This is a genomic window from Pseudoalteromonas sp. 2CM28B (assembly GCF_023161935.1).
The window spans coordinates 67,003-91,049 of sequence record NZ_JALNTH010000017.1 but is presented as its reverse complement, the minus strand read 5'-3'; the positions used below and the strand labels follow the sequence as shown (position 1 = coordinate 91,049).

18 protein-coding genes and 1 pseudogene are annotated in these 24,047 nt (G+C 40.5%); 15 read left to right on the top strand and 4 right to left on the bottom strand.

Annotated features, from left to right (window positions below; translation table 11 throughout):
- Window positions 1–46 precede the first annotated feature (46 nt).
- Window positions 47–613, bottom strand: a complete 567-nt coding sequence (locus tag MTN96_RS20500; protein ID WP_138626693.1) for an alkylphosphonate utilization protein — start codon at window positions 611–613, stop codon at window positions 47–49.
- Between the two features lie 397 nt (window positions 614–1,010).
- On the opposite strand from MTN96_RS20500, the pseudogene MTN96_RS20495 reads away from it, so the two are divergent.
- The 8 genes and pseudogenes from MTN96_RS20495 to MTN96_RS20460 all read left to right on the top strand — a co-directional run.
- Window positions 1,011–1,763 (top strand): annotated as a pseudogene (locus MTN96_RS20495) (IS66 family transposase); the annotation flags it as partial.
- Between the two features lie 138 nt (window positions 1,764–1,901).
- Window positions 1,902–3,176 (top strand): EAL and HDOD domain-containing protein, encoded by a 1,275-nt coding sequence (locus tag MTN96_RS20490; protein WP_036980305.1) that lies wholly within the window; start codon window positions 1,902–1,904, stop codon window positions 3,174–3,176.
- 53 nt (window positions 3,177–3,229) lie between these two features.
- Window positions 3,230–3,838 carry a paraquat-inducible protein A gene (locus tag MTN96_RS20485; protein WP_036980303.1) on the top strand — a complete coding sequence of 203 codons (609 nt, stop codon included), beginning with the start codon at window positions 3,230–3,232 and terminating at the stop codon, window positions 3,836–3,838.
- 63 nt (window positions 3,839–3,901) lie between these two features.
- Window positions 3,902–4,276, top strand: coding sequence for a hypothetical protein (locus tag MTN96_RS20480; RefSeq protein ID WP_069439789.1), 375 nt, complete (start codon window positions 3,902–3,904; stop codon window positions 4,274–4,276).
- A gap of 103 nt (window positions 4,277–4,379) precedes the next feature.
- On the top strand, window positions 4,380–5,705 hold the full coding sequence (locus MTN96_RS20475) for a TolC family protein (RefSeq protein WP_036980301.1): 1,326 nt from the start codon (window positions 4,380–4,382) through the stop codon (window positions 5,703–5,705).
- Window positions 5,695–7,194, top strand: a complete 1,500-nt coding sequence (locus tag MTN96_RS20470) for an efflux RND transporter periplasmic adaptor subunit (RefSeq protein WP_069439790.1) — start codon at window positions 5,695–5,697, stop codon at window positions 7,192–7,194. The genes MTN96_RS20475 and MTN96_RS20470 overlap by 11 nt, the downstream gene beginning before the upstream one ends.
- A gap of 8 nt (window positions 7,195–7,202) precedes the next feature.
- On the top strand, window positions 7,203–10,319 hold the full coding sequence (locus MTN96_RS20465; RefSeq protein ID WP_248532636.1) for an efflux RND transporter permease subunit: 3,117 nt from the start codon (window positions 7,203–7,205) through the stop codon (window positions 10,317–10,319).
- 143 nt (window positions 10,320–10,462) lie between these two features.
- A complete protein-coding gene (locus tag MTN96_RS20460) occupies window positions 10,463–10,918 on the top strand; it encodes a hypothetical protein (RefSeq protein WP_036980291.1) in 456 nt (151 codons plus the stop codon).
- Window positions 10,919–11,033: 115 nt separating this feature from the next.
- On the opposite strand, the gene MTN96_RS20455 is transcribed toward MTN96_RS20460, so the two are convergent.
- A complete protein-coding gene (locus MTN96_RS20455; protein WP_069439792.1) occupies window positions 11,034–11,540 on the bottom strand; it encodes a glycine cleavage system protein R in 507 nt (168 codons plus the stop codon).
- A gap of 327 nt (window positions 11,541–11,867) precedes the next feature.
- Between MTN96_RS20455 and MTN96_RS20450 the strand changes: the two genes are divergently transcribed.
- The 7 genes from MTN96_RS20450 (at window position 11,868) to MTN96_RS20420 (ending at window position 20,451) form a co-directional block, all read left to right on the top strand.
- Window positions 11,868–14,102, top strand: coding sequence for an ABC transporter permease subunit (locus MTN96_RS20450; protein WP_248532635.1), 2,235 nt, complete (start codon window positions 11,868–11,870; stop codon window positions 14,100–14,102).
- A gap of 15 nt (window positions 14,103–14,117) precedes the next feature.
- Window positions 14,118–15,767 (top strand): phosphate ABC transporter permease PstA, encoded by a 1,650-nt coding sequence (gene pstA, locus MTN96_RS20445; RefSeq protein WP_248532634.1) that lies wholly within the window; start codon window positions 14,118–14,120, stop codon window positions 15,765–15,767.
- A 19-nt stretch (window positions 15,768–15,786) separates the two neighbouring features.
- Entirely contained in the window at window positions 15,787–16,614 is an 828-nt protein-coding gene (gene pstB, locus MTN96_RS20440; RefSeq protein ID WP_248532633.1) for a phosphate ABC transporter ATP-binding protein PstB, read from the top strand.
- Between the two features lie 44 nt (window positions 16,615–16,658).
- On the top strand, window positions 16,659–17,360 hold the full coding sequence (gene phoU / locus MTN96_RS20435) for a phosphate signaling complex protein PhoU (protein ID WP_036980285.1): 702 nt from the start codon (window positions 16,659–16,661) through the stop codon (window positions 17,358–17,360).
- Window positions 17,361–17,468: 108 nt separating this feature from the next.
- Entirely contained in the window at window positions 17,469–18,143 is a 675-nt protein-coding gene (locus tag MTN96_RS20430) for a TIGR00153 family protein (protein WP_036980283.1), read from the top strand.
- A gap of 39 nt (window positions 18,144–18,182) precedes the next feature.
- Complete coding sequence (locus MTN96_RS20425; protein ID WP_036980279.1) at window positions 18,183–19,451, top strand: inorganic phosphate transporter; 1,269 nt, start codon at window positions 18,183–18,185, stop codon at window positions 19,449–19,451.
- Window positions 19,452–19,533: 82 nt separating this feature from the next.
- Window positions 19,534–20,451, top strand: a complete 918-nt coding sequence (locus tag MTN96_RS20420; RefSeq protein ID WP_036980277.1) for a hydrogen peroxide-inducible genes activator — start codon at window positions 19,534–19,536, stop codon at window positions 20,449–20,451.
- A gap of 46 nt (window positions 20,452–20,497) precedes the next feature.
- Here MTN96_RS20420 and MTN96_RS20415 read toward each other — a convergent pair whose 3' ends face one another.
- Together MTN96_RS20415 and MTN96_RS20410 are read right to left on the bottom strand one after the other, a co-directional pair.
- Entirely contained in the window at window positions 20,498–20,695 is a 198-nt protein-coding gene (locus MTN96_RS20415) for a hypothetical protein (RefSeq protein ID WP_036980276.1), read from the bottom strand.
- Between the two features lie 187 nt (window positions 20,696–20,882).
- On the bottom strand, window positions 20,883–23,414 hold the full coding sequence (locus MTN96_RS20410) for an EAL domain-containing protein (RefSeq protein ID WP_036980275.1): 2,532 nt from the start codon (window positions 23,412–23,414) through the stop codon (window positions 20,883–20,885).
- Window positions 23,415–24,047 lie beyond the last annotated feature (633 nt).

Here is a 24,047-nt window from a genome sequence, read left to right as displayed (position 1 = left end):
GAAAGTTGAGATATAAAAAAAGACGCTAGGCGCCTTGATTCGTTACTTATTTTTTAACGTATTTAGTTAAAATTACAATACGTTGTCCATCAACACGCCCTTCAATATGTTCTGGGTTGCTGGTTAAGCCAATATTGCGCACAGCAGTACCGCGCTTTGCCGTTAAGCTGCTACCTTTCACATCTAAGTCTTTTATTAAGGTGACGGTATCGCCAGCTTGTAGCACTACGCCATTACTATCAATGTGTTTAATATCATCATCTTCAGCAAGCGCTTGCTGAGCCCATGTTAATGTGTCTTCTTCAAGGTAAATCATATCAAGTGCGTCTTGTGCCCAGCCATTATCGGCTGCTAGTCGTATCAGCATGCGATAAGCAACAACTTGTACCGCCGGTGTTTGGCTCCACATGCTGTCATTTAAACAATGCCAATGAGTAGGAGTTAAATCGCGGGTGCCCTCAATTTGATCTTTACATGTTTGACAGGTGTAAATGCATTTATCTGAATGAGCTTCGGTAACTGGAGGTACTTCGTATACAGTTAAGTTATCTGTTGCTGCGCAGAGTTCACATTTATTGTTGCTACGCTCTATTAAGGCTTGTTCAATGCTCATATTAGGGGCTCTTGAGAGTTTATAAAAAATTTATAAACACATTATACCTTATAACCATAACCTTTGGGTATGCTCAGAGCGGCTGATAGCAGCAAAACCTTATAAAAAATAAGGTTAATAAAGGTTTTTATTTTATGAATATAAATTGTAACTCTTCACCAAGACAAACTATTTTCTAAGGATCTTTTTTAGTTATTGGCTGATCCTGCCAGTATGCCAAGCTAGAGCGATTACCCTATTTCTCTAGCTTTAATGAATTTAAACAGCATAAATATCACTGAAATAGTTGAGCAAACTAAAACTCAGTTACAAGAAAATAAAACAAGCAGCGGCACTGGTAAAGTCATCGGGCGCAGAAGGTATCATCAAAGCGGCATTACAAAACCCGCATCAAACTTTGCATGTTGATGAGACTGGCATTAATATTGGCGGTAAACGGCGATGGCTTCATGGTGCATCAACGACTTGGTGGACTTATTTTTATCCTCATGAAAAAAGAGGAAAAATAGCGATGGATGAGGGCGGTATTTTACCGCACTTTACCGGTGTGCTATGCCATGACCATTGGAAGCCATATTATCAATATACCCAATGCCAACATGCATTATGTAATGCTCACCACATCCGAGAATTAGAAAGGGCTTGGGAGCAAGACGGCATGCAATGGGCGAAGGATATGCAAACCTTACTTAAAGAAATGAATAAAGCTCAAATAGATAATCCCGACCTAGATAAAGGGGCTAAACAGAAATATCGTGATCAATATCAAAAAATATTGCTTCAAGGTGACGTTAAATGTCCACCACCAGATAATAGTAGCCGAGTGAAAGGTCAGCGAGGCCGATTAAAGCGAACCCAATCTCGCGCATTATTGGAACGACTAAGAGATTATCAAGATGATGTTTTACGTTTCATGATGAGCACTGGCGTGCCATTTACCAACAACCAAGGCGAGAATGATATTAGGATGACCAAGGTTCATCAAAAAATACCGGGGTGTTTTAGAAGTAGGCAAGGAGCTGAAATGTTCTGCTTGCTGAGAAACTATTTATTGACTTGCAGAAAACAATATGTATCTGCAAGCCTAGCCCTTGAGTTATTATTCAAAAATCAGCTGCCTGATATATTCATTTCAGATGAGGCTGAATAGTTACAAAAGCTTTTTATTTTAGGCTTAGTTGCTTGTTTTATATTCGAATTAAAATTGCAGCAAGTCTTTAAAGTTTCACTATACTGGTTAGGTATAACAATAAAATAACGTTTACATCACTGCAAAACAGGAAGGGTAATGCCAAATAATCCAGACGTAAAAAATTCATCTATTTTGGTCACTCAATATATTGCTAGGCAACCCATTTTTCATGCAGATAGAAGCATTTTTGCCTTTGAGTTACTTTATCGCGATTCAGTTAATAATGCCTTTCCTGCGGGAACAACCGACGGGCAGGCCACTGGGCGACTTTTTTTTAATGCGTTAATGCTGGTTGGGGTGGAAAAGCTGGCGCTTAATCAGACCGTGTTTATAAACCTATCTAGCGAAGGGCTTTTAGAGGATTTACCTACATTATTGCAGCCTGAAAATACTGTAATTGAAATTGTTGAGCGTACTGAAAATATCGAGCTTGTTACTCAACGAGTAACTGAGCTAAAAAAAGCAGGGTATGTATTTGCGTTAGATGATTATGACGCGCATAAAAAATGGCAACCTTTGCTCAATTTGGTTGATTATATAAAGCTTGAAGTAGAAGAGCCTATAATAAAAACCACCATGCTACTTAAAAAGCTCAAACGCAATCACCCAGAGGTTAAAATAGTGGTAGAGCGAATTGAAACCTATGACGAATTTAGGCAGCTTAAAGAGGCAGGGTGCGATTACTTTCAAGGATTCTTTTTTGCACAGCCAGAAATGCTCAGTTACGGTAATGTTGAGCCGTTAAAAATGGCGGTTTTTGATTTATTGCGCTGCACATCTCGTCCTGACTTGGATTTTAACGAAATTAATCAACGTATTTCTAAAGATGTGGGTTTAACCGCACGTGTTCTCAAACTAGTTAATGCTCGCTCTGCTAATAAAAATTTAGTGATTACGTCAATTCCACAAGCGGTTGTGTATTTAGGGGAAGATTCTATTAGAAAGTTTGTACGAGTACTGGTGCTGAGCGAACTTGGCTCAGACAAGCCTAGTGAACTTACTCGTTTAGGCTTATGTCGAGCGCAGTTTATGCAAATAATTTTAGAGCCTGGCGGAAAAGTCATTGCAGAACAAGGTTATTTAGTCGGCTTAATGTCGGTGCTTGATGCTATTTTAGATATGGAACTGGAAGCTATTGCCAAAGAGTTTAGTTTAGGGGCTGAATTATCTGGTGCACTTTTAAGTTTTGAAGGCATGATGGGTAATTCATTGCATTTAGTCAAAGCGGTAGAAGAAGATAACTGGCAAATGGCTAAAAAGTTGTTAGAAACTATTCGCCCAGCCTCGAATATTGAGACCGTATTTAGCGCCATGTTGGATGCACGCCAGTATGCGGATGAGTTATTAGCCACCATTATTGAACAAGACTAACGCAAAGCGTTTGGGTATGATTGGCACATATTGATTTTACTTAGTACAACAGCATGCGTTTATTTTTACCTATCACGACTATTTTAATAGCCTTAGCTTTATTAATCCCCGGGGTGACTCAGCCAGTGCTGAGTATGGAAGGCAAAATTGATAAATCTAAACTTGCTCAAGCCGGTATTGAAATGCTGGCAGATGAAGGAAATCAAAACACCCGCAATATGCTAATGATGATCTCGAGTATGTTGGGATTAGACAAACTTGAAGGCGAGATCAGCGCTTATCAAAAAACGCGCAGTATTTGGGGCACCGTCAACGAACTGGCCGATAACAAAAACTACTTAGTGGCGATATTAGTGGCGTTTTTTTCAATAGTGATCCCAACAATTAAGCTGCTGCTTCAATTGTTTTATTGTGCACTGAAGGAGACTTCATTTAAGTACAAGCTTGGTAAAGTGATAATTGGCTTAAGTAAATGGAGTATGGTGGATGTGTTTGTTATTGCATTAATCGTGGCTTACATGGCTGGTAATGCAAACGCGAACTCAGAAGACTTACTAAATGTGCATGCTGAGTTTGGTACTGGTTTTTGGTATTTTACCGGCTATTGCCTGTTCGCTATTGCGGCTAGTAGCTTGATAAAGCCAGTGGTAAAAACCAGTTAATTATTGAGTTTTAAACGCAGTTACCATAAACTTCAGATGTCTATTTATTATTAGGTTAATTCATTGCAACGTATTTACTGTATTTTACTCACGCTAACTTTGCTACTCACTTTTGTGGGTCAAGCCGTTGCGTCTGTATCTATGGTATGTGATGTGCCGCATATGAACATGGCAACCCATGCATCGATGCAGCATAGTGAAATGGCGATGAGTGACGACACTGATACAACAACCATGTCTATGGATTGCTGTAGTGAGCAAAGCACGTTAAGTCAAGATTGCAGTTGCCCGATGAGTGCTTGTAATTCGCATTCGGCCTTGCATGTAAACTCGCTATTTATAGCTTCCAAATTACCCCCTGAAAAAGTGCACCTTGCTGTCATGCAGCGCAAACCTAATTTTGCACGATCTCTTTATCGTCCTCCTATGCCTGCATAACCGCAGGATAGGTGTGTTTAAAATCTAGTCATTTAGCTTTTTGTCATCTATCTGCTTAAAAAATTAATCGTTTTTTATTTTTGAATTTTAAGTGGAGCAAGTGATGAATCACTTCGCAGTATTAAAAGCTGTTTTTGTGAGCAGCTTATTGAGCATTAGTCTCTCTGTACACAGTGCTGAACTGAGTTTAAATGAGGCAATTAACTATGCCTTAAACCATGAGCCTTGGCTTAAAGCCAGCAAACAAAAACAAACATCAATTGAAGCAAAAAGTATTGCCGCAGGTACCTTACCTGATCCGGTACTCACGCTAGGGTTAATGAACTTACCCACTAATGGTTTTGCTTTTGATCAAGAGAATATGACCCAATTTAAAGTAGGAATTAGCCAATCGTTAAGCCGAGGCGATAGTTTAGCATTGCAGCAAAAAGCACTGTCTCAGTCGGCTGCGGCAGAGCCTTGGATTCGTAAAGATAGGCTCGCGCAGGTAAAAACCACAGTGACCGAGTCATGGCTCAATGCGTTCAGAGCGCAGCGAACTATTGCACTTATTGAGCAGGACAAAGCCTTGTTTACTCAGCTAATCGATATTACCGAATCAAGTTATGTAAGCTCGGTGGGTAAAACACGCCAACAAGATATTATTCGTGCGCAGTTAGAGCTAACCCGCCTTGAAGATAAACTAATGCAACTTGATCAACAGCTTCAAGGTGCTAAAAAGCGGTTAACACAATGGTTGCCCATCGACATGCTAAGCCAGCCTGTTGGTGAGGACTTTTCACAGGTTTCAGCGTTAAAAAACTACACGGAGTTAGAGTTTCAGCAATTAATGGCATTGCTATTAAAGCACCCCGCTATTATGGCGATTGATAATGCAATAGAGGCAAAGCAAACTCAAATCAGTGTGGCTGAGCAAGGCTATAAACCGCAAATTGGTGTGAATATGGGATATGGTTATCGTGATGATATGCCAATGGGGGGCTCGCGAGCAGACCTTTTCTCTGTGGGAGTGAGTATCGATTTACCGCTATTTACCGACAATCGCCAAGATCAACTCGTTAATGCCGCGATTGCTGATAGCGAAGAGGCAAAAACTCAAAAATTAATTGCCCTTAAAAAGCTACAAGGAATGTATTTTAAGGAAGTCAGCCAACTAACACGATTAAGTCAGCGAGCAGCGCTCTATAAAACTAAATTATTGCCGCAAATGGCCGAGCAATCCCAAGCGACCCTTAATGCTTTTACCCGCGATGATGGTAATTTTTCGGATGTGATGCAAGCGCGGATCAGCGAATTAAATGCCAAAATAGACGCACTTAATATTCACGTTGATCAAAAAATTATTATTGCACGGTTAAATTATTACGCCAGTGCTGATGACGCCAGCTTAAAGAACTTAACACAGCAGGAGCTAACCTATGAATACTAATTTAAAATTGTCATTGGTGGCTATATGCAGTGCAGCGCTGACGGCCGGGGTGTTATTGAGCTTGCCAGCTGAGCACACTATGCCAAGCGATAACAAAACCAGTAGTAAAAAAGAGCCGCTTTATTGGGTGGCACCAATGGACAGTAATTATCGTCGTGATGAACCGGGTTTATCACCTATGGGTATGGATTTAGTGCCTGTTTATGAAGAGTCAGACAGTGGTGAAAATGAAGGCCCCGGCAGTGTTAAAATTTCACCTACCGTGATTAATAACTTAGGTGTACGCACGGCACCGGTGGAGTTTGCAGTGCTGGAAAATGAAGTCAACACGGTAGGCTATGTACAATATAACCAAGATCAGCTCATTCATATTCACCCGCGGGTAGAGGGCTGGGTAGAGACATTGTATGTGAAGGCTGCGGGCGATCAGGTTAAACAAGATGAGCCACTTTATACCTTGTATTCACCGCAATTAGTCAATGCCCAAGAAGAGTTTGTTTTAGCGTTAAAGCGCAATAATCCGGTGTTAATTCGTGCGGCTAAAGCACGTTTAAAATCGCTTAATGTGTCTGAGGGTTTTATTTCACGCTTACAAAAAAGTCAGCAAGTGCTACAAAATATTACTTTTTATTCTCGCCAAGGTGGCGTTGTTGATGAGCTTAATATTCGTGAAGGGTTTTACGTTAAACCAGATACATCAATGATGAGTATTGCTCAGCTTGACGAAGTGTGGGTTGAGGCTGAGGTATTTGAACGCCAAGCTGAGCTGATCCGTGTTGGCTTACCGGTAACCATGACACTCGATTATTTAAGTGGTCAACGTTGGCAAGGGCAAGTGGATTATATTTACCCTACTTTAGATGCTAAAAATCGTACTTTACGAGTGCGTTTGCGCTTTAATAACCAAGGTCATCAGTTAAAACCAAATATGTTTGCGCAAGTGAGTATTCATAGCCAAAAAGCTGAAAAGCAGTTAATTGTGCCTAAAGAGGCGGTTATTCGCACTGGTAGCCAAAACCGCATTGTAATTGCGCTTGGTGAGGGGCGTTTTAAATCGGTTGAAGTAACCTTAGGGCGAAGCGATGCGACTCATACTGAGATTTTATCGGGTGTTATGGCAGAAGATGAAGTGGTTACTTCTGCGCAGTTTTTAATTGATTCAGAGTCGAGTAAAAGCTCTGACTTTAAGCGTATGCAAGCACCTTCGCACAGCACAATGACAATGAGTGATAGTGCCCCAAGTATGGCTACTGTGAATGGAGTGATTAATAGCATAGACCCTAGCACGCGAGTTATGAATATTAGCCGTGAGGCGATTGAAAAGTGGGGGCGCGGACCTGCAACTATGGACTTTGTGTTAGCAAAAAATGTAACCATTGAGGCGTTTAAGCTAAATGATGAAGTTACATTTACCTTTAGTATTGAGCAAGGTGAGTTTGTGATCCATACAATGACTTCTGTGCATGCTATGCACAGTCAGCACGAGTAGGAGTGGTTATGATTACTACAATTATTCGCTGGTCTGTTGTTAATCGTTTTTTTGTACTGTTACTGACCGCTATATTGATTGGTGGCGGCTTGTATGCTGTAAAAAACACCCCAGTAGATGCCTTACCCGATTTATCTGATGTACAGGTTATTGTTAAAACATCTTACCCTGGGCAAGCGCCGCAAGTAGTGCAAGATCAGGTTACATTTCCTATAACCACGGCGATGTTATCGGTACCAGGGGCGCAAACAGTACGCGGTTTTTCGTTTTTTGGTGACTCCTATGTGTACGTTATTTTTGACGAAGACACCGATTTATACTGGGCACGAAGTCGTGTTCAAGAATATTTAAGTCAAGTATCTGCGCGTTTACCTAATACGGCAATTGCAGAGCTAGGCCCCGATGCCACAGGAGTTGGTTGGGTGTATTTATATGCACTCACTGATACCACAGGTAAGCACGATATTAGTCAGCTACGCAGTTTACAAGATTGGTTTTTAAAGTTTGAACTGCAAACTGTGCCCGGTGTATCCGAAGTAGCATCGGTAGGTGGCATGGTGAAACAATACCAAGTTAACGTACAGCCCGATAAGTTACGTGCCTATGGTATTCCGCTAAGCCTTATTCAAACTGCCATTAAGCAAGGCAACCAAGAAATGGGGGCATCAGTTGTTGAAATGGCAGAGGCCGAATACATGGTTACCAGCACTGGCTATGTAAAAAGTGTGGCTGATTTAGAAGCTATTCCTTTAGGTATAAACGCTAACGGTACTGCACTACAGTTACGTGATGTTGCTAATGTGCGTTTAGGTCCTCAAATGCGCCGTGGTGTTGCCGAGCTTAACGGCGAAGGCGAGGTGGCTGGTGGCGTAGTAGTTATGCGCTTTGGTGAAAACGCGCAAAAAACCATAGAGCTCGTCAAAGCTAAATTGGAGTCACTTAAAAAAGGCCTGCCTGAGGGGGTTGAAATTGTACCTGTGTACGATCGCTCTCATTTAATAAAAGACGCAGTTGATAACCTCACCTCTAAATTGATGGAAGAGCTGATTGTAGTGGCATTAGTGTGTGTGGTGTTTTTATTCCATGTACGCTCATCGCTGGTGGCTATTATTACCTTGCCCTTAGGCATACTCACCGCCTTTATTATTATGTATTGGCAAGGGATTAATGCCAATATCATGTCATTAGGCGGGATTGCTATAGCGATAGGTGCCATGACAGATGGTGCGATTGTGATGATTGAAAACATGCACAAACACATGGAGAAAAAACCGCTGACCGATGAAAATCGTTGGCAAGTGGTGATTGATTCTGCCAGTGAAGTAGGGCCTGCATTATTTTTTAGCTTATTAATCATTACAGTTAGCTTTATGCCGGTATTTATTTTAGAAGCTCAAGAAGGGCGAATGTTTGCGCCATTGGCTTACACAAAAACCTATGCAATGGCGGCTTCTGCCGGCTTAGCAATTACCTTAGTACCCGTACTGATGGGGTACTTTATTCGCGGTAAAGTGATATCTGAAAATAAAAATCCGGTAAACCGTTTACTGGTAAATAGTTATAAGCCACTGTTAAACACAGTCTTAAAATTCCCCAAAAGCACCTTGTTGGTGGCACTGATTATTACTTTAGTGGGCCTTTATCCGGTAAATAAAATAGGCAGTGAGTTTATTCCACCTCTTGATGAGGGGGATTTAATGTATATGCCAACCACTTACCCTGGGATTTCTATTGGTAAAGCGCGCGAGCTATTACAGCAATCCGATAAGCTGATTGCCACTGTGCCCGAGGTAAAAACCGTATTTGGTAAAATTGGACGAGCGGAAACGGCAACCGATCCGGCACCACTGACCATGATTGAAACCTTTATACAGTTTAAGCCTAAAGATCAGTGGCGCGAGGGCATGACCACCGAAAAGCTCAAACAAGAGCTGGATGCTTTAGTAAAGTTCCCAGGACTCACAAACGCTTGGGTAATGCCTATTAAAACGCGAATAGATATGCTGGCTACAGGGATTAAAACCCCAGTGGGTATAAAAGTCGCGGGGCCTAATTTGAATGAAATTCAAAAAATAGGTCAACAAATAGAGGCACTGCTTAAAGACTTTCCCGGTACGGCGTCGGTTTACTCAGAGCGAGTAGCGGGTGGGCGTTATATTAAGGTCGATATTAACCGCGAAAAAGCAGCGCGTTATAGTTTAAATATTGCAGATGTGCAGCAAGTGGTCGCAACCGCCATTGGGGGAATGAACGTGACTGAAACGGTTGAGGGTCAAGAGCGATACCCAGTTAATATTCGTTATCCGCAAGCATATCGTGATTCACCAGAGGAGTTAATGCTACTGCCTATTGTAACCCCTGCTGGGCAACGTATTGCACTTGCCGACGTGGCTGATGTATACATTAGCGATGGCCCTCCTGGCATAAAAAGTGAAAATGCCCGTTTAAATGGCTGGAGCTTTATTGATATTAAAGATACTGACATTGGCAGCTATGTAGAAAGTGCTCAGCAGTTACTAAACGAGCAGCTAATTTTACCCGCAGGGTATTCTATAACTTGGGCAGGGCAATACGAATATATGGAGCGCGCTAAGGCGAAACTGAGTTATGTGTTGCCGTTAACATTAGCCATTATTGTGGTACTGCTTTACCTGAATTTTAGAAGCTTCACTGAAGTATTTATTATTATGGCGACATTACCCCTGGCGATGATAGGTGGCATCTGGCTCATGTATTTAGAAGGCTTTAACTTCTCTGTTGCTGTGGGGGTCGGCTTTATTGCCCTTGCTGGGGTGGCCGTAGAAATAGGCGTTATTATGTTGGTGTATTTAAACCAAGCGTATAAAGCGCAGGTAGAGGCCGCCTCTCAATTAGGAAAAAGCATGAGTATTGAGCAGCTTAAGCACGCCATATTAGAAGGCGCCGGTTTGCGCGTTCGCCCTGTAATGATGACAGTAGCAACCATAGTGATTGGTCTGTTACCGGTGTTATATGGCACAGGCACGGGCAGTGAAGTAATGAGTCGAATAGCCGCCCCTATGGTTGGCGGTATGTTTAGCGCCATTGTTTTAACATTGCTGGTATTGCCTGCTGTGTATTTATTATGGCGAAAGCGAAACCTATAATTTTTACACTGGTTGTGTAACTTGTACTGTAAAAATCAGTGCAAGTTACCCAAACTTAGTCTAGCCACTGATTTTATTATATTTTTTATTGGCATGATTCACGCATCTATTTAATCATTAGGGTTAAATAGTAAGGAACGCACATGCAAGTTAAAACAATCCAAGAAGTGTTCGATTGGACCGTCCAGTTTCACACACAAATGGCCGCTAATTTTTTTAGTGTAAGGGATTTACTCGGGGAACATAACAAACAGCTAATTGATTATTGTGTAGAGTATGAAAAAAAGCTCGCTGAGGATTTAATTGGCTTTAAAGCCATCACGCAAATAAACACTTTAGATACGTATTGTTATGAATATTTTTCAGGGCACTCAGAAATCATTAACTTTACTGATTTAGATCGCAGTAACCAGTTAGATGAGCAAGTAATTCAAGAATATTTATCAAAGCAGCATCAAAAAGTATTGAACGCATATAGTTATTTGGCTGATAAAGCACAATCACCTGAGGCTCAAGAAAAACTAAGTGAGCTGTTGCAACTTGAAGAGCAAGGATTAAAGCAAATGATACAAAGTATTAACCGCCACGCCGACATGTAGCACTATGTGTTATTTGTCGCTGATTAATACCGCGATTGTATAATTGATATAAAAAGCAAATATAAAAAAGGCGCTGTAATTAGCGCCTTTTTGTATTGAAAATAATAGAGCACATTTAACTTTGTTCAACATCAACCATTAAGTCACTCGTAATTGACTCAAGAGCGTTAATTACTTCGTCTTTGTTAAGCCCATTAGGCAGGCTAACGGTGGCAACGGCACTAAAAATTGGCACCCCCCAGTTTGGCGCACTTTGCTGCCTAGAGTTTAAGTTCGTAATATTAGCGCCTTTATGACGAATAACATTTGCCAACTCTTGGACAATACCGGGACGATCGTTCCCGGTGATCACAAAATTAAGCTGCTCGAGTTCAACAGGCTCAATTTCGGTGTTGCCTTTTTCAATACGGACATCTAATTTAGGAAGTCCATTAAGCGCATCTTGAAATGCCTGTAAATGCTCTTCAGCCACCTCAACTTGTATAATGCCAGCAAAGTGGCCAAGCAAATGACTTAAATTACTGCTTAACCAATTACCGTGGTTTTCCAATATAACCGATGAAATACTTTCTACTAAACCGGGGCGATCTTCCCCTATAATGCTTATTACCAACTGCTTCATAATAGTTCTCTTTTTAAGCCCAAATGAAAAAATAAATGCATAGGCATTAAGTGATGCGATCTAATGTATGTGATTCTTAATGTATGTAAAAGCTAACCACAAAAGGATTGTTATATTAGATGCCCATTGAGTATTGTCTTGGATAAATAGTTTGTCCAATTAATAATTGATTTAGTTTATTAATAACACATAAATAAATACAATTATTTAATAAAACAATACGTTAATATTATTTCGTGGTTCCAGTAAAGAATTATTACGACTGTAACATTACTGTCACTTTGATGAAATATAATGCGCCCAACGTTAAGATATAAGGGTGTTTTGATGACTTCAAATCCGAATAAACCGACTTTTAATACGGATCGAAGCCGTCTATTTAAAGACCGGTTTGCTAAGTTTGGCATAACCGCAGGCGGTATAATGGTATTGATAGCACTGCTATTGATCTTTTTTTACCTTCTTTATGTAGTGCAGCCTATTTTTGAGTCAGCTAAAGTTGAAAAGCGCGCTAGCTTTAATGTTGCTAATGCTGAGCAAATAGTTGGGCTTGGTGTTGAAGAACAAACTGAGGTTGCTTACTTACTTGATAATCAAGGTCAAGTTAACTTCTATAGTGTTGATAAAGCAAACTTTGGTAAAAAACTAAAAACACTTAATGCCATTTTACCTGCGAAGGTAACCAGCTTTGCAAATAGTGCCCCTTTTCAAGGTCATTATGCGTATGGCTTAGAAAATGGCACAGTGATAATTGTAGCGCCTAAGTTTTTAGTCACCTTTCCTAATAATGAACGTAAGCTAACTCCGCGTTTAGGTTATCCACCGGGTGAGATGGCACTCGAAGTTGATGAGCAAGGTGCTGCTATTAAGCGTTTTGCCTTTAGTCATTATGAGGACAAAACAGCCGTTGTGGCACTTACCGCCGATAAACGTGTGGTATTTAGCAGCTTTGTAGCCGAAGAAAATATGTTTACCGGTGAAGTCGAATGGCAAGTTGAACGTACCGAATTGAACGTTGATGGTCGCGTAGATGAGTTATTAATGTCGCCGGATACCACCCGCACATTTGTTCGCTCTGCTAATCAAATTTACGTATTCGATACTCGCTACCCAAGTGAAGTAGAGCAAATCCAATTATTATCTGCTAACGAAGAAAACGCTAATATCGTGTCATCACAATTATTAGCTGGCGCAAACTCACTCATGCTGGCCAATGATAATGGTGAAATATCGCAGTGGTTTGAAGTAAACACTGACTCAGGTCGCGAGTTTCAAAAAATTCGTTCGTTTGAAACCACTAAGCAAAGTAAGTTAAATATTTTTACTGAGTTTTACCGTCGCACCTTTTTCACAACCGGTCAAAATGGTGAGCTAGGTGTTTATTACACAACCAGTGAAGCAAAGTTGTGGCAAGGTAAAGTCAGTGAAGGTGCAATTGAACAGTTTGCTATTGCTCCGCGTTCAAATGTCGCGCTGATTTTGGCTGATAACAAGCTAACGGTATTAGAAATTCATAACGAACACCCAGAAGTAACGTGGTCAGCGCTTTGGCAAGAAGTATGGTACGAGGGTTACCCTGAGCCGGGTTATATTTGGCAATCAACGTCTGCAAGTGATGATTTTGAATCTAAGTTCTCACTGGTACCAATTTCATTTGGTACTTTAAAGGCTGCTATGTATGCAATGTTATTTGCTGTGCCTATTGCTATTTCAGCCGCTATTTACACCGCTTACTTTATGTCGAGCGAATTACGTCGCGTAGTTAAGCCGACCGTTGAAATAATGGAAGCTCTGCCAACGGTAATACTCGGCTTTTTAGCTGGCTTGTGGTTAGCGCCTTTAATTGAAGAGCACCTGCCGGCTATTGTTGGCTTACTCGTATTACTACCATTAGGTATTTTAGCAACCGCTTTAGGTTGGACTAAATTACCTGCAGCTATTCGCCATAAAATTCCTGAAGGCTCACATTCAATTTTATTAATTCCTGTGGTGTTATTTATTGGTTGGTTGTCATTTGCGATGAGCGAAAGTATTGAACTGTGGATGTTTGATGGCAATGTGCGTCAATACCTAACAAATGAATTAGGCATGACCTTCGATCAGCGTAATTCATTAGTAGTGGGTATTGCGATGGGCTTTGCGGTTATTCCTACTATCTTCTCAATTGCGGAAGATGCGGTATTCAGCGTTCCTAAGCATTTATCGAATGGCTCGTTAGCATTAGGTGCAACGCAGTGGCAAACGCTAATTCGCGTGGTGTTACTAACGGCTAGCCCAGGTATTTTCTCTGCGGTCATGATGGGGTTAGGTCGCGCCGTAGGCGAAACCATGATTGTACTGATGGCAACCGGTAATACGCCGATTATGGATTGGAGTATTTTCCAAGGTATGCGTACCTTAGCCGCTAATATTGCCGTCGAAATGCCGGAGTCGGAAGTGGGGAGCTCGCATTATCGAATTCTATTCTTAGCCGCCTTTGTATTATTCATATTTACCTTTATTTTCAACACCGTTGCTGAATTTGTTCGTCAGCAGCTGCGTGAAAAATATAGCTCAATGTAAGTGGAGAAACACGACATGGTAAAGCAGTGGTTTAGGTCTGGTTCTCCTTGGATTTGGATGACCGGTGGTGCCGTCAGCATCAGTTTAATTTCAGTAATTGGTTTACTCGCCATGATTGCATGGAAGGGATTAAGCTTTTTTTGGCCATCTCAAGTTATGCAATATGAGCTTGAAGGCTCGATTACTAAACAAACCGTTATTGGTGAAATTTACGACCGTGAATTAGTACCTAAGTCGCGTTTAGCGGCAACCGGTATTGATGTTTCTAAATTTGAAAAAGACGAGGTTGAGCGTTTACTAATTAAAACCGGTAACCGTGAGTATGTAGATTTAGACTTTCGCTGGATACTTGAAACTGATATTACACAAAGCTCAGCACCAAAAGCACTCGCGGTATTTGAGCGTAGCAAAAACGGTAACTTTTACGGTTATGTAGAATCAGTAATTAAAGACGGTGAAACAATAACTACAGATAAAGTTGAAACATTACATGATCTTGTAGAGCGTGCGGTTGACTTGAATGACGAAGCACTGAATTTACAAAATGGTGATATTGGTCATATAAACTACGAGTTAGAGCGTTTACGTTTACAGGAAAAAGCCTATTTGCTTGATAACGAGCTAACTGATGAGCGCGTAGCTGAACTTGCTCAAGCCCGTGCTGATTTACGTGCGCAATATGGTGAGCTTGAAAAAGAGTTATTTGCACTGCGTAACCAAGCTAAGCGTGACCAAGTAACTGTGAAAGATATGCGTGGTGAGATTGTTACTATCCCGCTTTATCAAGTGTTGGATGTATGGTTTCCAAACGACATGGGCTTTTTTGCTAAACTAGGCCATTACTTTGTGCAGTTAGGCAAGTTTGTTTCAGATGACCCACGTGAAGCCAATACCGAAGGCGGTGTATTTCCTGCTATCTTTGGTACGGTATTCATGGTGATGTTAATGGCTGTGATTGTGACGCCATTTGGTGTGGTTGCCGCCATTTATTTGCATGAATATGCAGCTAAAAACGTAATTACTAAAATGATCCGTATTGCGGTTATTAACCTAGCGGGTGTTCCGTCAATTGTATATGGTGTATTCGGTCTAGGATTCTTTGTGTATATGGTAGGTGGCAGTGTTGACCAACTATTTTACCCAGAGTCATCGCCTACGCCTGTATTTGGTACACCCGGAGTGATGTGGTCGGCACTCACCTTGGCTATATTAACTCTGCCTGTGGTAATTGTGTCAACCGAGGAAGGTTTATCTCGTATTCCAAGCACAGTACGTGATGGTTCATTAGCACTGGGCGCGACTAAGGTAGAAACGTTATGGCGAATCATTATTCCTATGGCCAGTCCTGCTATTATGACGGGGTTAATTTTAGCGGTTGCTCGTGCTGCGGGTGAAGTTGCACCGCTTATGCTGGTGGGTGTAGTAAAAATGGCACCAACGTTGCCGCTTGATGGTAACTTCCCTTACATACACTTAGATAGAAAGTTCATGCACTTAGGTTTTCATATTTACGATGTTGGCTTTCAAAGCCCTAACGTTGAAGCGGCGCGTCCGCTGGTATATGCAACGGCCTTTTTGTTAGTGTCGGTTATTATTACCCTTAACATCACCGCCATTGGTATACGCAACCATTTACGTGAAAAATTCAGATCGCTTGAGCATTAATTTAGTATAGGTAACAAACATGATTACAGTCGCTCCAAAAGTAAACCAAGCAAAGCCAAGCTTGAAGTTAGATTTAAATAATTTAACAGACGAACAAAAAGCGCTAGAAATTAAAGATCTCGACCTTTACTACGGTGATAAACAAGCACTGAGTAAAGTAAATATGAACATTCTGAAAGGCCAAGTAACGGCATTTATCGGTCCGTCGGGTTGTGGTAAGTCAACTTTGCTGCGTTGTATTAACCGTATGAATGACTTGGTTGATATTTGTCGCATAGAAGGCGAAATAATGCTGCACGGGCAAAATATTTACGACAAAAGCGTAGATGTTGCTGCGCTTCGTCGTAATGTTGGCATGGTGTTTCAGCGTCCAAACCCGTTTCCTAAATCAATCTACGAGAATGTGGTTTACGGTCTTCGCCTGCAAGGGATCAAAGAAAAGCGTAAGCTTGATGAAGTGGTCGAACAATCATTGCGTGGTGCGGCTCTTTGGGATGAAGTAAAAGACAGACTTCACGATAGTGCATTTGGTTTATCGGGCGGTCAGCAGCAGCGTTTAGTTATTGCTCGCTCAATTGCGATAGAGCCAGAAGTATTATTGCTTGATGAACCAACATCAGCACTCGACCCAATTTCAACTTTAGTGATTGAAGAACTAATTAATGATTTAAAGAATAAATTTACTGTGGTTATTGTTACTCATAACATGCAGCAAGCAGCGCGGGTATCTGATCAAACCGCGTTTATGTATATGGGTGAGCTCATTGAGTATTCAGATACCAATACCTTATTTACCACACCAACGAAGAAAAAAACTGAAGATTATATTACCGGACGCTACGGCTAGTCGGGTTAAAACGCTAAAACAATGAATTATTAAAGAAGGTCATTATGGAACACAACATTAATAAACATATTTCTGGTCGTTTTAACCAAGAGTTAGAAGATGTGCGAAACCATGTACTAAGTATGGGTGGGTTGGTTGAGCAACAACTTAATAGCGCACTTGATGCAGTTAGCAAAAACGATGCGGTATTGGCACAAAAAGTACGTGAAAACGACTACAAAGTTAATGCAATGGAAGTCAGTATTGATGAAGATTGCACACGTATTATTGCTAAGCGCCAACCGGCAGCCAGTGATTTACGTTTAGTAATTGCAATAGCAAAAACCATTGCTGATTTAGAAAGAATTGGTGATGAAGCTAAGCGAATTGCTAAAGTTGCACTAGACTCATTTACTAAGGATCAACAAGATTTATTAGTAAATATTGAAAATATGGGTCGCCAAGTATCTAAAATGCTGCATGACGTTTTAGATGCATTTGCACGTATGGATGTGCAACGTGCGTTTGAAGTGCATAAAGAGGATGCTAAAGTAGATAGAGAGTATGAAGCTATCACCCGTCAAATAATGACGTACATGATGGAAGATCCGCGCTCAATTCCAAAAATTATGGATTTAGTATGGTCTGTTCGCTCATTAGAGCGTATTGGTGATCGTTGTCAAAACATCGCTGAATACGTCATTTATTTTGTAAACGGTAAAGATATTCGTCATACATCTCAAGACGATATTGAAAAATCACTGTAGTGATACGAATAACTAGAAAATAATTGAATGAGAAAAAGCGTTCACAATCTAGCTTAATGCTGTAAAATTCACGCTGAACAGCATATTGAATTGATTAAAGGGTCAGTTATGCCAACAAATTTTTTAGGTGTTTTTGCAAAATCACCTATAAAACCAATAGAAGAACACATCAGAAAAGCGCATCAAGCAAGCGAAAGTTTGGTACCTTTTTTTAATCATGTTTTTAAAGAAGAATGGCAACAAGCTGAAGAGCTACGTTTAACTATTCGTAATTTAGAGCGTGAAGCCGATGAAATGAAAAGAACTATACGCTTACAACTACCTGGCGGATTATTCATGCCGGTAGAGCGTACAGACCTTCTCGAATTAGTAACCCAACAAGACAAAATTGCTAATAAGGCAAAAGACATTGCTGGGCGTGTAATTGGTCGTGAGATGATCATACCACAAGAGATTCAAGAAGACTTTTTGGCGTATGTAACTCGTTGTGTTGATGCAACAAAACAAGCATCTAAAGCGATTAATGAATTAGAAGAATTGTTAGAAACGGGCTTTAAAGGCAGAGAAGTTACTCTGGTTGAAAAAATGCTCGTAGAATTGGATGCCATAGAACAAGACACGGATGAAATGCAAATTAGAATACGCCGCCAACTACGTAAAGTAGAAAGTGAGCTAAATCCAGTAGATGTAATGTTTTTATACAAAATCATTGAATGGGTTGGCGAACTTGCAGATATTGCAGAGCGCGTAGGGTCACGTCTTGAGCTGATGTTAGCTCGTTAATTTAAAATCAGTTCAAACACGAAAGATTAAGGTTACACAATGGATATCATTGCATCTTACGGCACGGTATTAATTTTAATTGCCGCAGCAGTCGGCTTTTTTATGGCTTATGGTATTGGCGCAAATGACGTTGCCAACGCGATGGGTACATCAGTAGGTTCAAAAGCACTTACCATTAAACAAGCGATTTTTATCGCGATGATTTTTGAGTTTGCAGGTGCTTATTTAGCCGGTGGTGAAGTAACATCAACAATTCGTAAAGGGATTATTGATGCGGCCCCATTTGCCGACATTCCTGAATTGATGATTTTAGGTATGATCGCCTCATTATTTGCCGCGGGCAGTTGGTTATTAATTGCCTCGTTTTTAGGCTGGCCGGTATCGACGACTCATTCAATCATTGGCGCTATTATTGGCTTTGCTCTGGTTGCAGTAGGCACAGAGGCTATTCAATGGGGTAAGGTTGCCGGTATCGTAGGTAGCTGGATTGTAACGCCGGCGATATCAGGTTTTATAGCGTACTTAATATTTATGAGTGCGCAAAAGCTGATATTTGATACAGACGCTCCACTTAAAAATGCAAAGCGTTTTGTACCAATATACATGGGTTTAGCTGGCTTTATTATGGCACTTGTGACCATTAAAAAAGGCTTAAAGCACATAGGTATTAATTTAGGTACCTTTGAAGGTTTTGCTATTTCTATAGGTATAGCGGTACTAGTTGCTGTTATTGGTAAAATTGCGATTTCTCGTTTAAATATCGATCCTAAAGCGGATAGAGAAATGCAGTTTAACAATGTAGAAAAAGTGTTTGCAGTACTTATGGTGCTAACAGCCTGTTGTATGGCATTTGCTCATGGTTCTAATGATGTTGCTAACGCAATTGGACCACTAGCTGCTGTTGTAAACATTGTTGAAAATAATGGTGAAATCGCGAAGAAAGCGGCTATTGCTTGGTGGATATTACCACTGGGTGGTTTAGGTATTGTTGCCGGTCTTGCTATTTTAGGCAAAAAAGTAATTAAAACCATTGGTGAAGGAATTACACATTTAACACCAAGCCGTGGTTTTGCTGCTGAATTAGCCGCTGCATCTACCGTTGTTATTGCATCGGGCACAGGCTTACCTATCTCAACCACACAAACCCTAGTGGGTGCCGTGTTGGGTGTAGGTATGGCACGTGGTATTGCCGCACTTAATATGGGTGTAATAAGAAATATTGTAGTTTCTTGGGTAATTACATTGCCAGTTGGTGCTGCCCTTGCTATTGTTATTTTCTACGTACTAAGAACCGCTTTTGGGGTTTAATAAAAAGTACTTAAAAGACTTTTAGCTTGAAAAGATCTCAACGCCCCTTGGTGTTGGGGTCTTTTTATTTGTGGAAAGAAAAATGACCAATCTCCCTAGTATAAAGCAGCTACAGTATTTATTAGCTGTGCATCAGCATCAACATTTTGGCCGCGCAGCAAGTGCCTGCTTTATTGGCCAGTCAACGCTGAGTACCGCAATTCAAAATTTAGAAGAGACCTTAGGGTGTCAGCTTATAGAACGAGAAAATCGCAGCCTTATGTTTACCACCATTGGTGAAGAGGTTGTTGAGCGTTCAAGAAAAATCATTAACGACACTATTAGCTTAAAAGAGCTTACCAAAAGCTTTTTAACGCCGCTTAGCGGCACATTAACGGTAGGTGTTATTCCTACGATTGCGAGCTTTATTGCAGCGCCTCTTTATCACTTTTGTCAGCAAACGTTTGCTGACTTAGAGTTAGTTTTAGTGGAGGATACCAGCGACAAGCTACTTGATAAGTTAGAGCATGGGCAAATTGACTTGGCACTATTAGCGCTGCCCTACGAAACCGATAAATTTCATACTCAAGTACTTGCACAAGATCATTTTAGCTTAGTGCACCATAAAGACTACACACCAGCTAAAGGCATTGAAGACTTTAATTTACTACCAGAAGCGAGTGTATTTTTACTTGAGCGAGAGCACTGTATGACTGGGCATGCGCTCAGTGCGTGCCATTTAAACCGCTCTAGCTGTATAAATCCCTTTGAGGCAGCTAGCTTACATACTTTATTGAGTATGGTTGAATACAAACTTGGCGTGACTTTTTTACCGCAAATGGCGATTAACGCGGGTATTTTAGAAAACAAAAACATGCTTGCTACGCCATCACAAGGTAATGCCTATCGTGATATTGGTGTACTGTGGCGCAAAACAACGGGGCGGATTCGTGACTTTAAATTGTTTAGCCAACAGTTAGAGGTCTTTTTGAAAAAGCAGTGCAGTGTTGATTTTAAGTAACGTAAAAAAAGCGTATTAGAGATAATACGCTCAATAACACAGGGAATTAAAGTGGCTGCTTGTGCTGGTAGCTCTCTAGCGGCGGTAAAAACAATAAGTAAACCCACACAACAACATTGAAGTAAGGCACCAGTCCAAGCACTGTAAAGGTTTTTACAGGGTAGCCTTTAATCTGGGCATACTTGTAACATTGAAGCGCAATAGCAAAGTGTATAAACAATAATAACGTGATTAGTTGCATCATAAACATCCTCCTTATGACTAAATGTCCATCTTTAAGAGTATAGACATCTAGATGATAAGAAATAAAGATGTCATGTAAAATCAAGGTGATCACTTAATTTTCATGACATTTTGCTGCCGATAAGCAAAGTATAGGTTAGATGAGCAATTTGGGTAGTAATAAATTGCTTAAATTTGTTTATTAATGTTTATAGTGATGTGAGGGTATCTTGATAAAAAATAGGGTTGTTCTTTATTTTTTCTAATTCAATCAGTACCTTGTCGATAGGGACAGGGCGAGCAATAAAATAGCCTTGCCCGTAGTCTACGCCTATTTCTTTGAGTGCAAAAAATACTTCAGCGGTTTCCACATATTCAGCCACAGAGCGCTTATCTAGTGACCTACTGATGTCGTTTATAGCTTTTACTAGCGCTAAATCAATGGAGTCGTTAAGCATATCGCGGACAAATGAGCCGTCAATTTTCACATGTTGGGCTGGTAATTGTTTAAGATAATTAAAGGTACTAAATCCGGTACCAAAGTCATCAATCGAAAAGTGGCAGCCTAAATTATTTAACCGTTCAATCATTTTACGAGTGGCAGCCAAATTATTAATGCTAGCCGATTCGGTTATTTCAAAAATAATTTTTGATGGAGACACTTGGTATTTTTCGAGGCTCGACTCTATTAACGGCAGTAAACGCTCATCTAAAAATGACTGTGCCGATAAATTTATTGCAACCTGAAGAAGCTCTGGGTGCGCAGCAACACTTGCAATACTGTTACGAATAACACATTGATCCATTAAAAAGGTGTCGTTAAGCATTTCCAATGAGGGAATAAATTGATTTGGGTAAATAAGTTCGTCGTCGAGCTTTAATCTCAGTAGTACTTCAAAGTAAGCAACCTGATTAGTTTTAAAATCCCAAATGGGTTGATAATGAAGTTCTATACTGTCTTGTTGTAGAGCTTGGCGTACGCCATGGCCCCATTCTAAGCCCGTTTGCAGCGCATTGTTTTCACCATCTTGTTTTGAATAACAATGTACTAAGTTACGGCCTAAATTTTTAGCAATATATAACGCAATATCTGATTGCTTTAAACATTCATTTGGGTCGCAGTTATCAGCAGTAATTTGTGTTAAGCCAATAGAGCAGCTAATTGAATACACTTGATCTTCTGACTTAAATTGGTTGCCCTCAATGGCACTACAAATCCTCTGTGCAATTAAATGTGCGTCTAATAAATTGGTGTTTTTAAGGATCACCGCAAACTCATCGCCACCCACACGGCAGATCAGGTGCTCATTACTAATATTGGCAATAAACAGTTGTGCCACTTCTTTTAAAACAATATCGCCTTGTTGATGGCCTTTACTGTCGTTGATTATTTTAAAGTGATCAAGATCGATATAAATCAGCGCATGCTCAATATTTGCATAGGTATTTTCGTTTTGACAAATATAGTTAAGTTGTTGGTCAAAATAATAACGATTGTGTAGCCCTGTTAAGGTGTCATGCAGGGCTAAATGGCGTAATTGCAACTCTGCTTGTTTGCGCTCATGAATGTTATCGAGTGTGGCAGTGATAGTGGCGTTGTTGCTGCTATTTTTTATTAACTGAAGCCGACATTCGACCCATACTGAGTTACCGTTTTTTTGGCTCAGTTTAACTTCTATTTTTTGTTTGTTCGCGCCACCTTGTAAAATATCATCAATGGTTGATTGTAATGACTGTTTATATTCTGTGGTGCAAAACGCAGTGAGTGGTTGTTGTAAGGTCGACTTAACTCCAAAACCACTTAGAGATTCCCACGCCGGGTTTATAAAGCGAATATTTCCTTGCTGATCTAGTTCAAGTACAACCGTGTTTAAGTGCAATAAAATACGCTGATGCGCTGAAAATAGGTCGCGATATTTTACTTCACTAACACTTAACTGCTGCACTTTGTTAGCAAACTCAGCATAGCTCACCATGAAGTCTTCACGACGCGCTGCATGATCACAGACTTTATTCAAAAATGAAGGATCGTAAGGGGCGCGAATAAAGTCGGTAACACCAGAAAGTAATAACTGCTCAGCGTAATCAGCATCGTTTTTATCAATAATAGTAACAATGGCTTGCTGAGGGTTATGCTGCAAAATCTTTTCTACTAATTGATTTGAGCTCTCAGCTTGTGCTGCAGTGGCATCAAGTAGCACAATAGCAAACGACTGTTGATTATAGGCACTGAGCGCGGCTTTTTCGTTAGTAACATGAGTAATTGCAAAGTTAAGCTTTAATTGTTCACTCATCTCGTTTGCCCTGCTGCTAAAGGGTTCTAATAACAACAGGTTTAAGCGACTGCTTTTTTCTAAATGACTCGACAACACATTTGCGAGTATTTGCGGCAATATATCTTGGCGTTCAAAAGGCAGTACTGCATCTATGCCATAGCTACGTGCGGTAGTTTCGGCGATACGCTCACAATAAATGGGCGGAATAAGTAAAATAGGCGTATTTTTCGGCGTGTTAAGTAAACCAGAGCGGATCATACGTGAAAACCGCCAGCCATCAATTTTACCTACATCTAAGCCGGTTATGATTATATTTACGCTTTGGTTCTTTAAGATTTTTAACGCATCTTGGCTGTCTGAGGCTTCAATAAACTCAAACACACCAAGCCTCTCCAGCGTGGCACGTATAGTCTGGCGCTCATCATTACTTGTATTTAATATTAGCAATTTAAGCTGTTTTGCCACTTAGGTACCACTCCGAGAAATGCAGATTATAAAACAGTAAGAGTAATGATATTTAGCCATAAGAACAAGCGTATTTAACCGCTATTTTAAATGTAGTTCATTGATAGCTAATTAGGGAGAATACAAGGGTTATCTTGAGCTTTATTACTAATAGTTAAATACCCAAACCACCTCAAAATGCAGAATTCAGCGCTTCACAGGGGCTTAATATCAAGGCGATACTTTGCAGTCATGGTAGTCCCTTTCAAGAAGTAGCAACGATGAGAGTATGCCCCTGTGAAACGCCCACGGGTTGGCTTAAAAGCGATTTATACTGCGTTATTGATATTAATAATAGAACCACTATTATTTGCAATCAATGCCTTGCCTAAATCGCTTTTAATTCCGACGACACTCGCATTTTGAGGTGGTTTAAATATACCCAAACCACCTCATAATGCAGAATTCAGCGCTTCACAGGGGCTTAATATCAAGGCGATACTTTGCCGTAATGGTTATCCCTTTCAAGAAGTAGCAACGATGAGAGTATGCCCCTGTGAAACGCCCACGGGTTGGTTTAAAAGCGATTTATACTGCGTTATTGATATTAATAATAGAACCACTATTATTTGCAATCAATGCCTTGCCTAAATC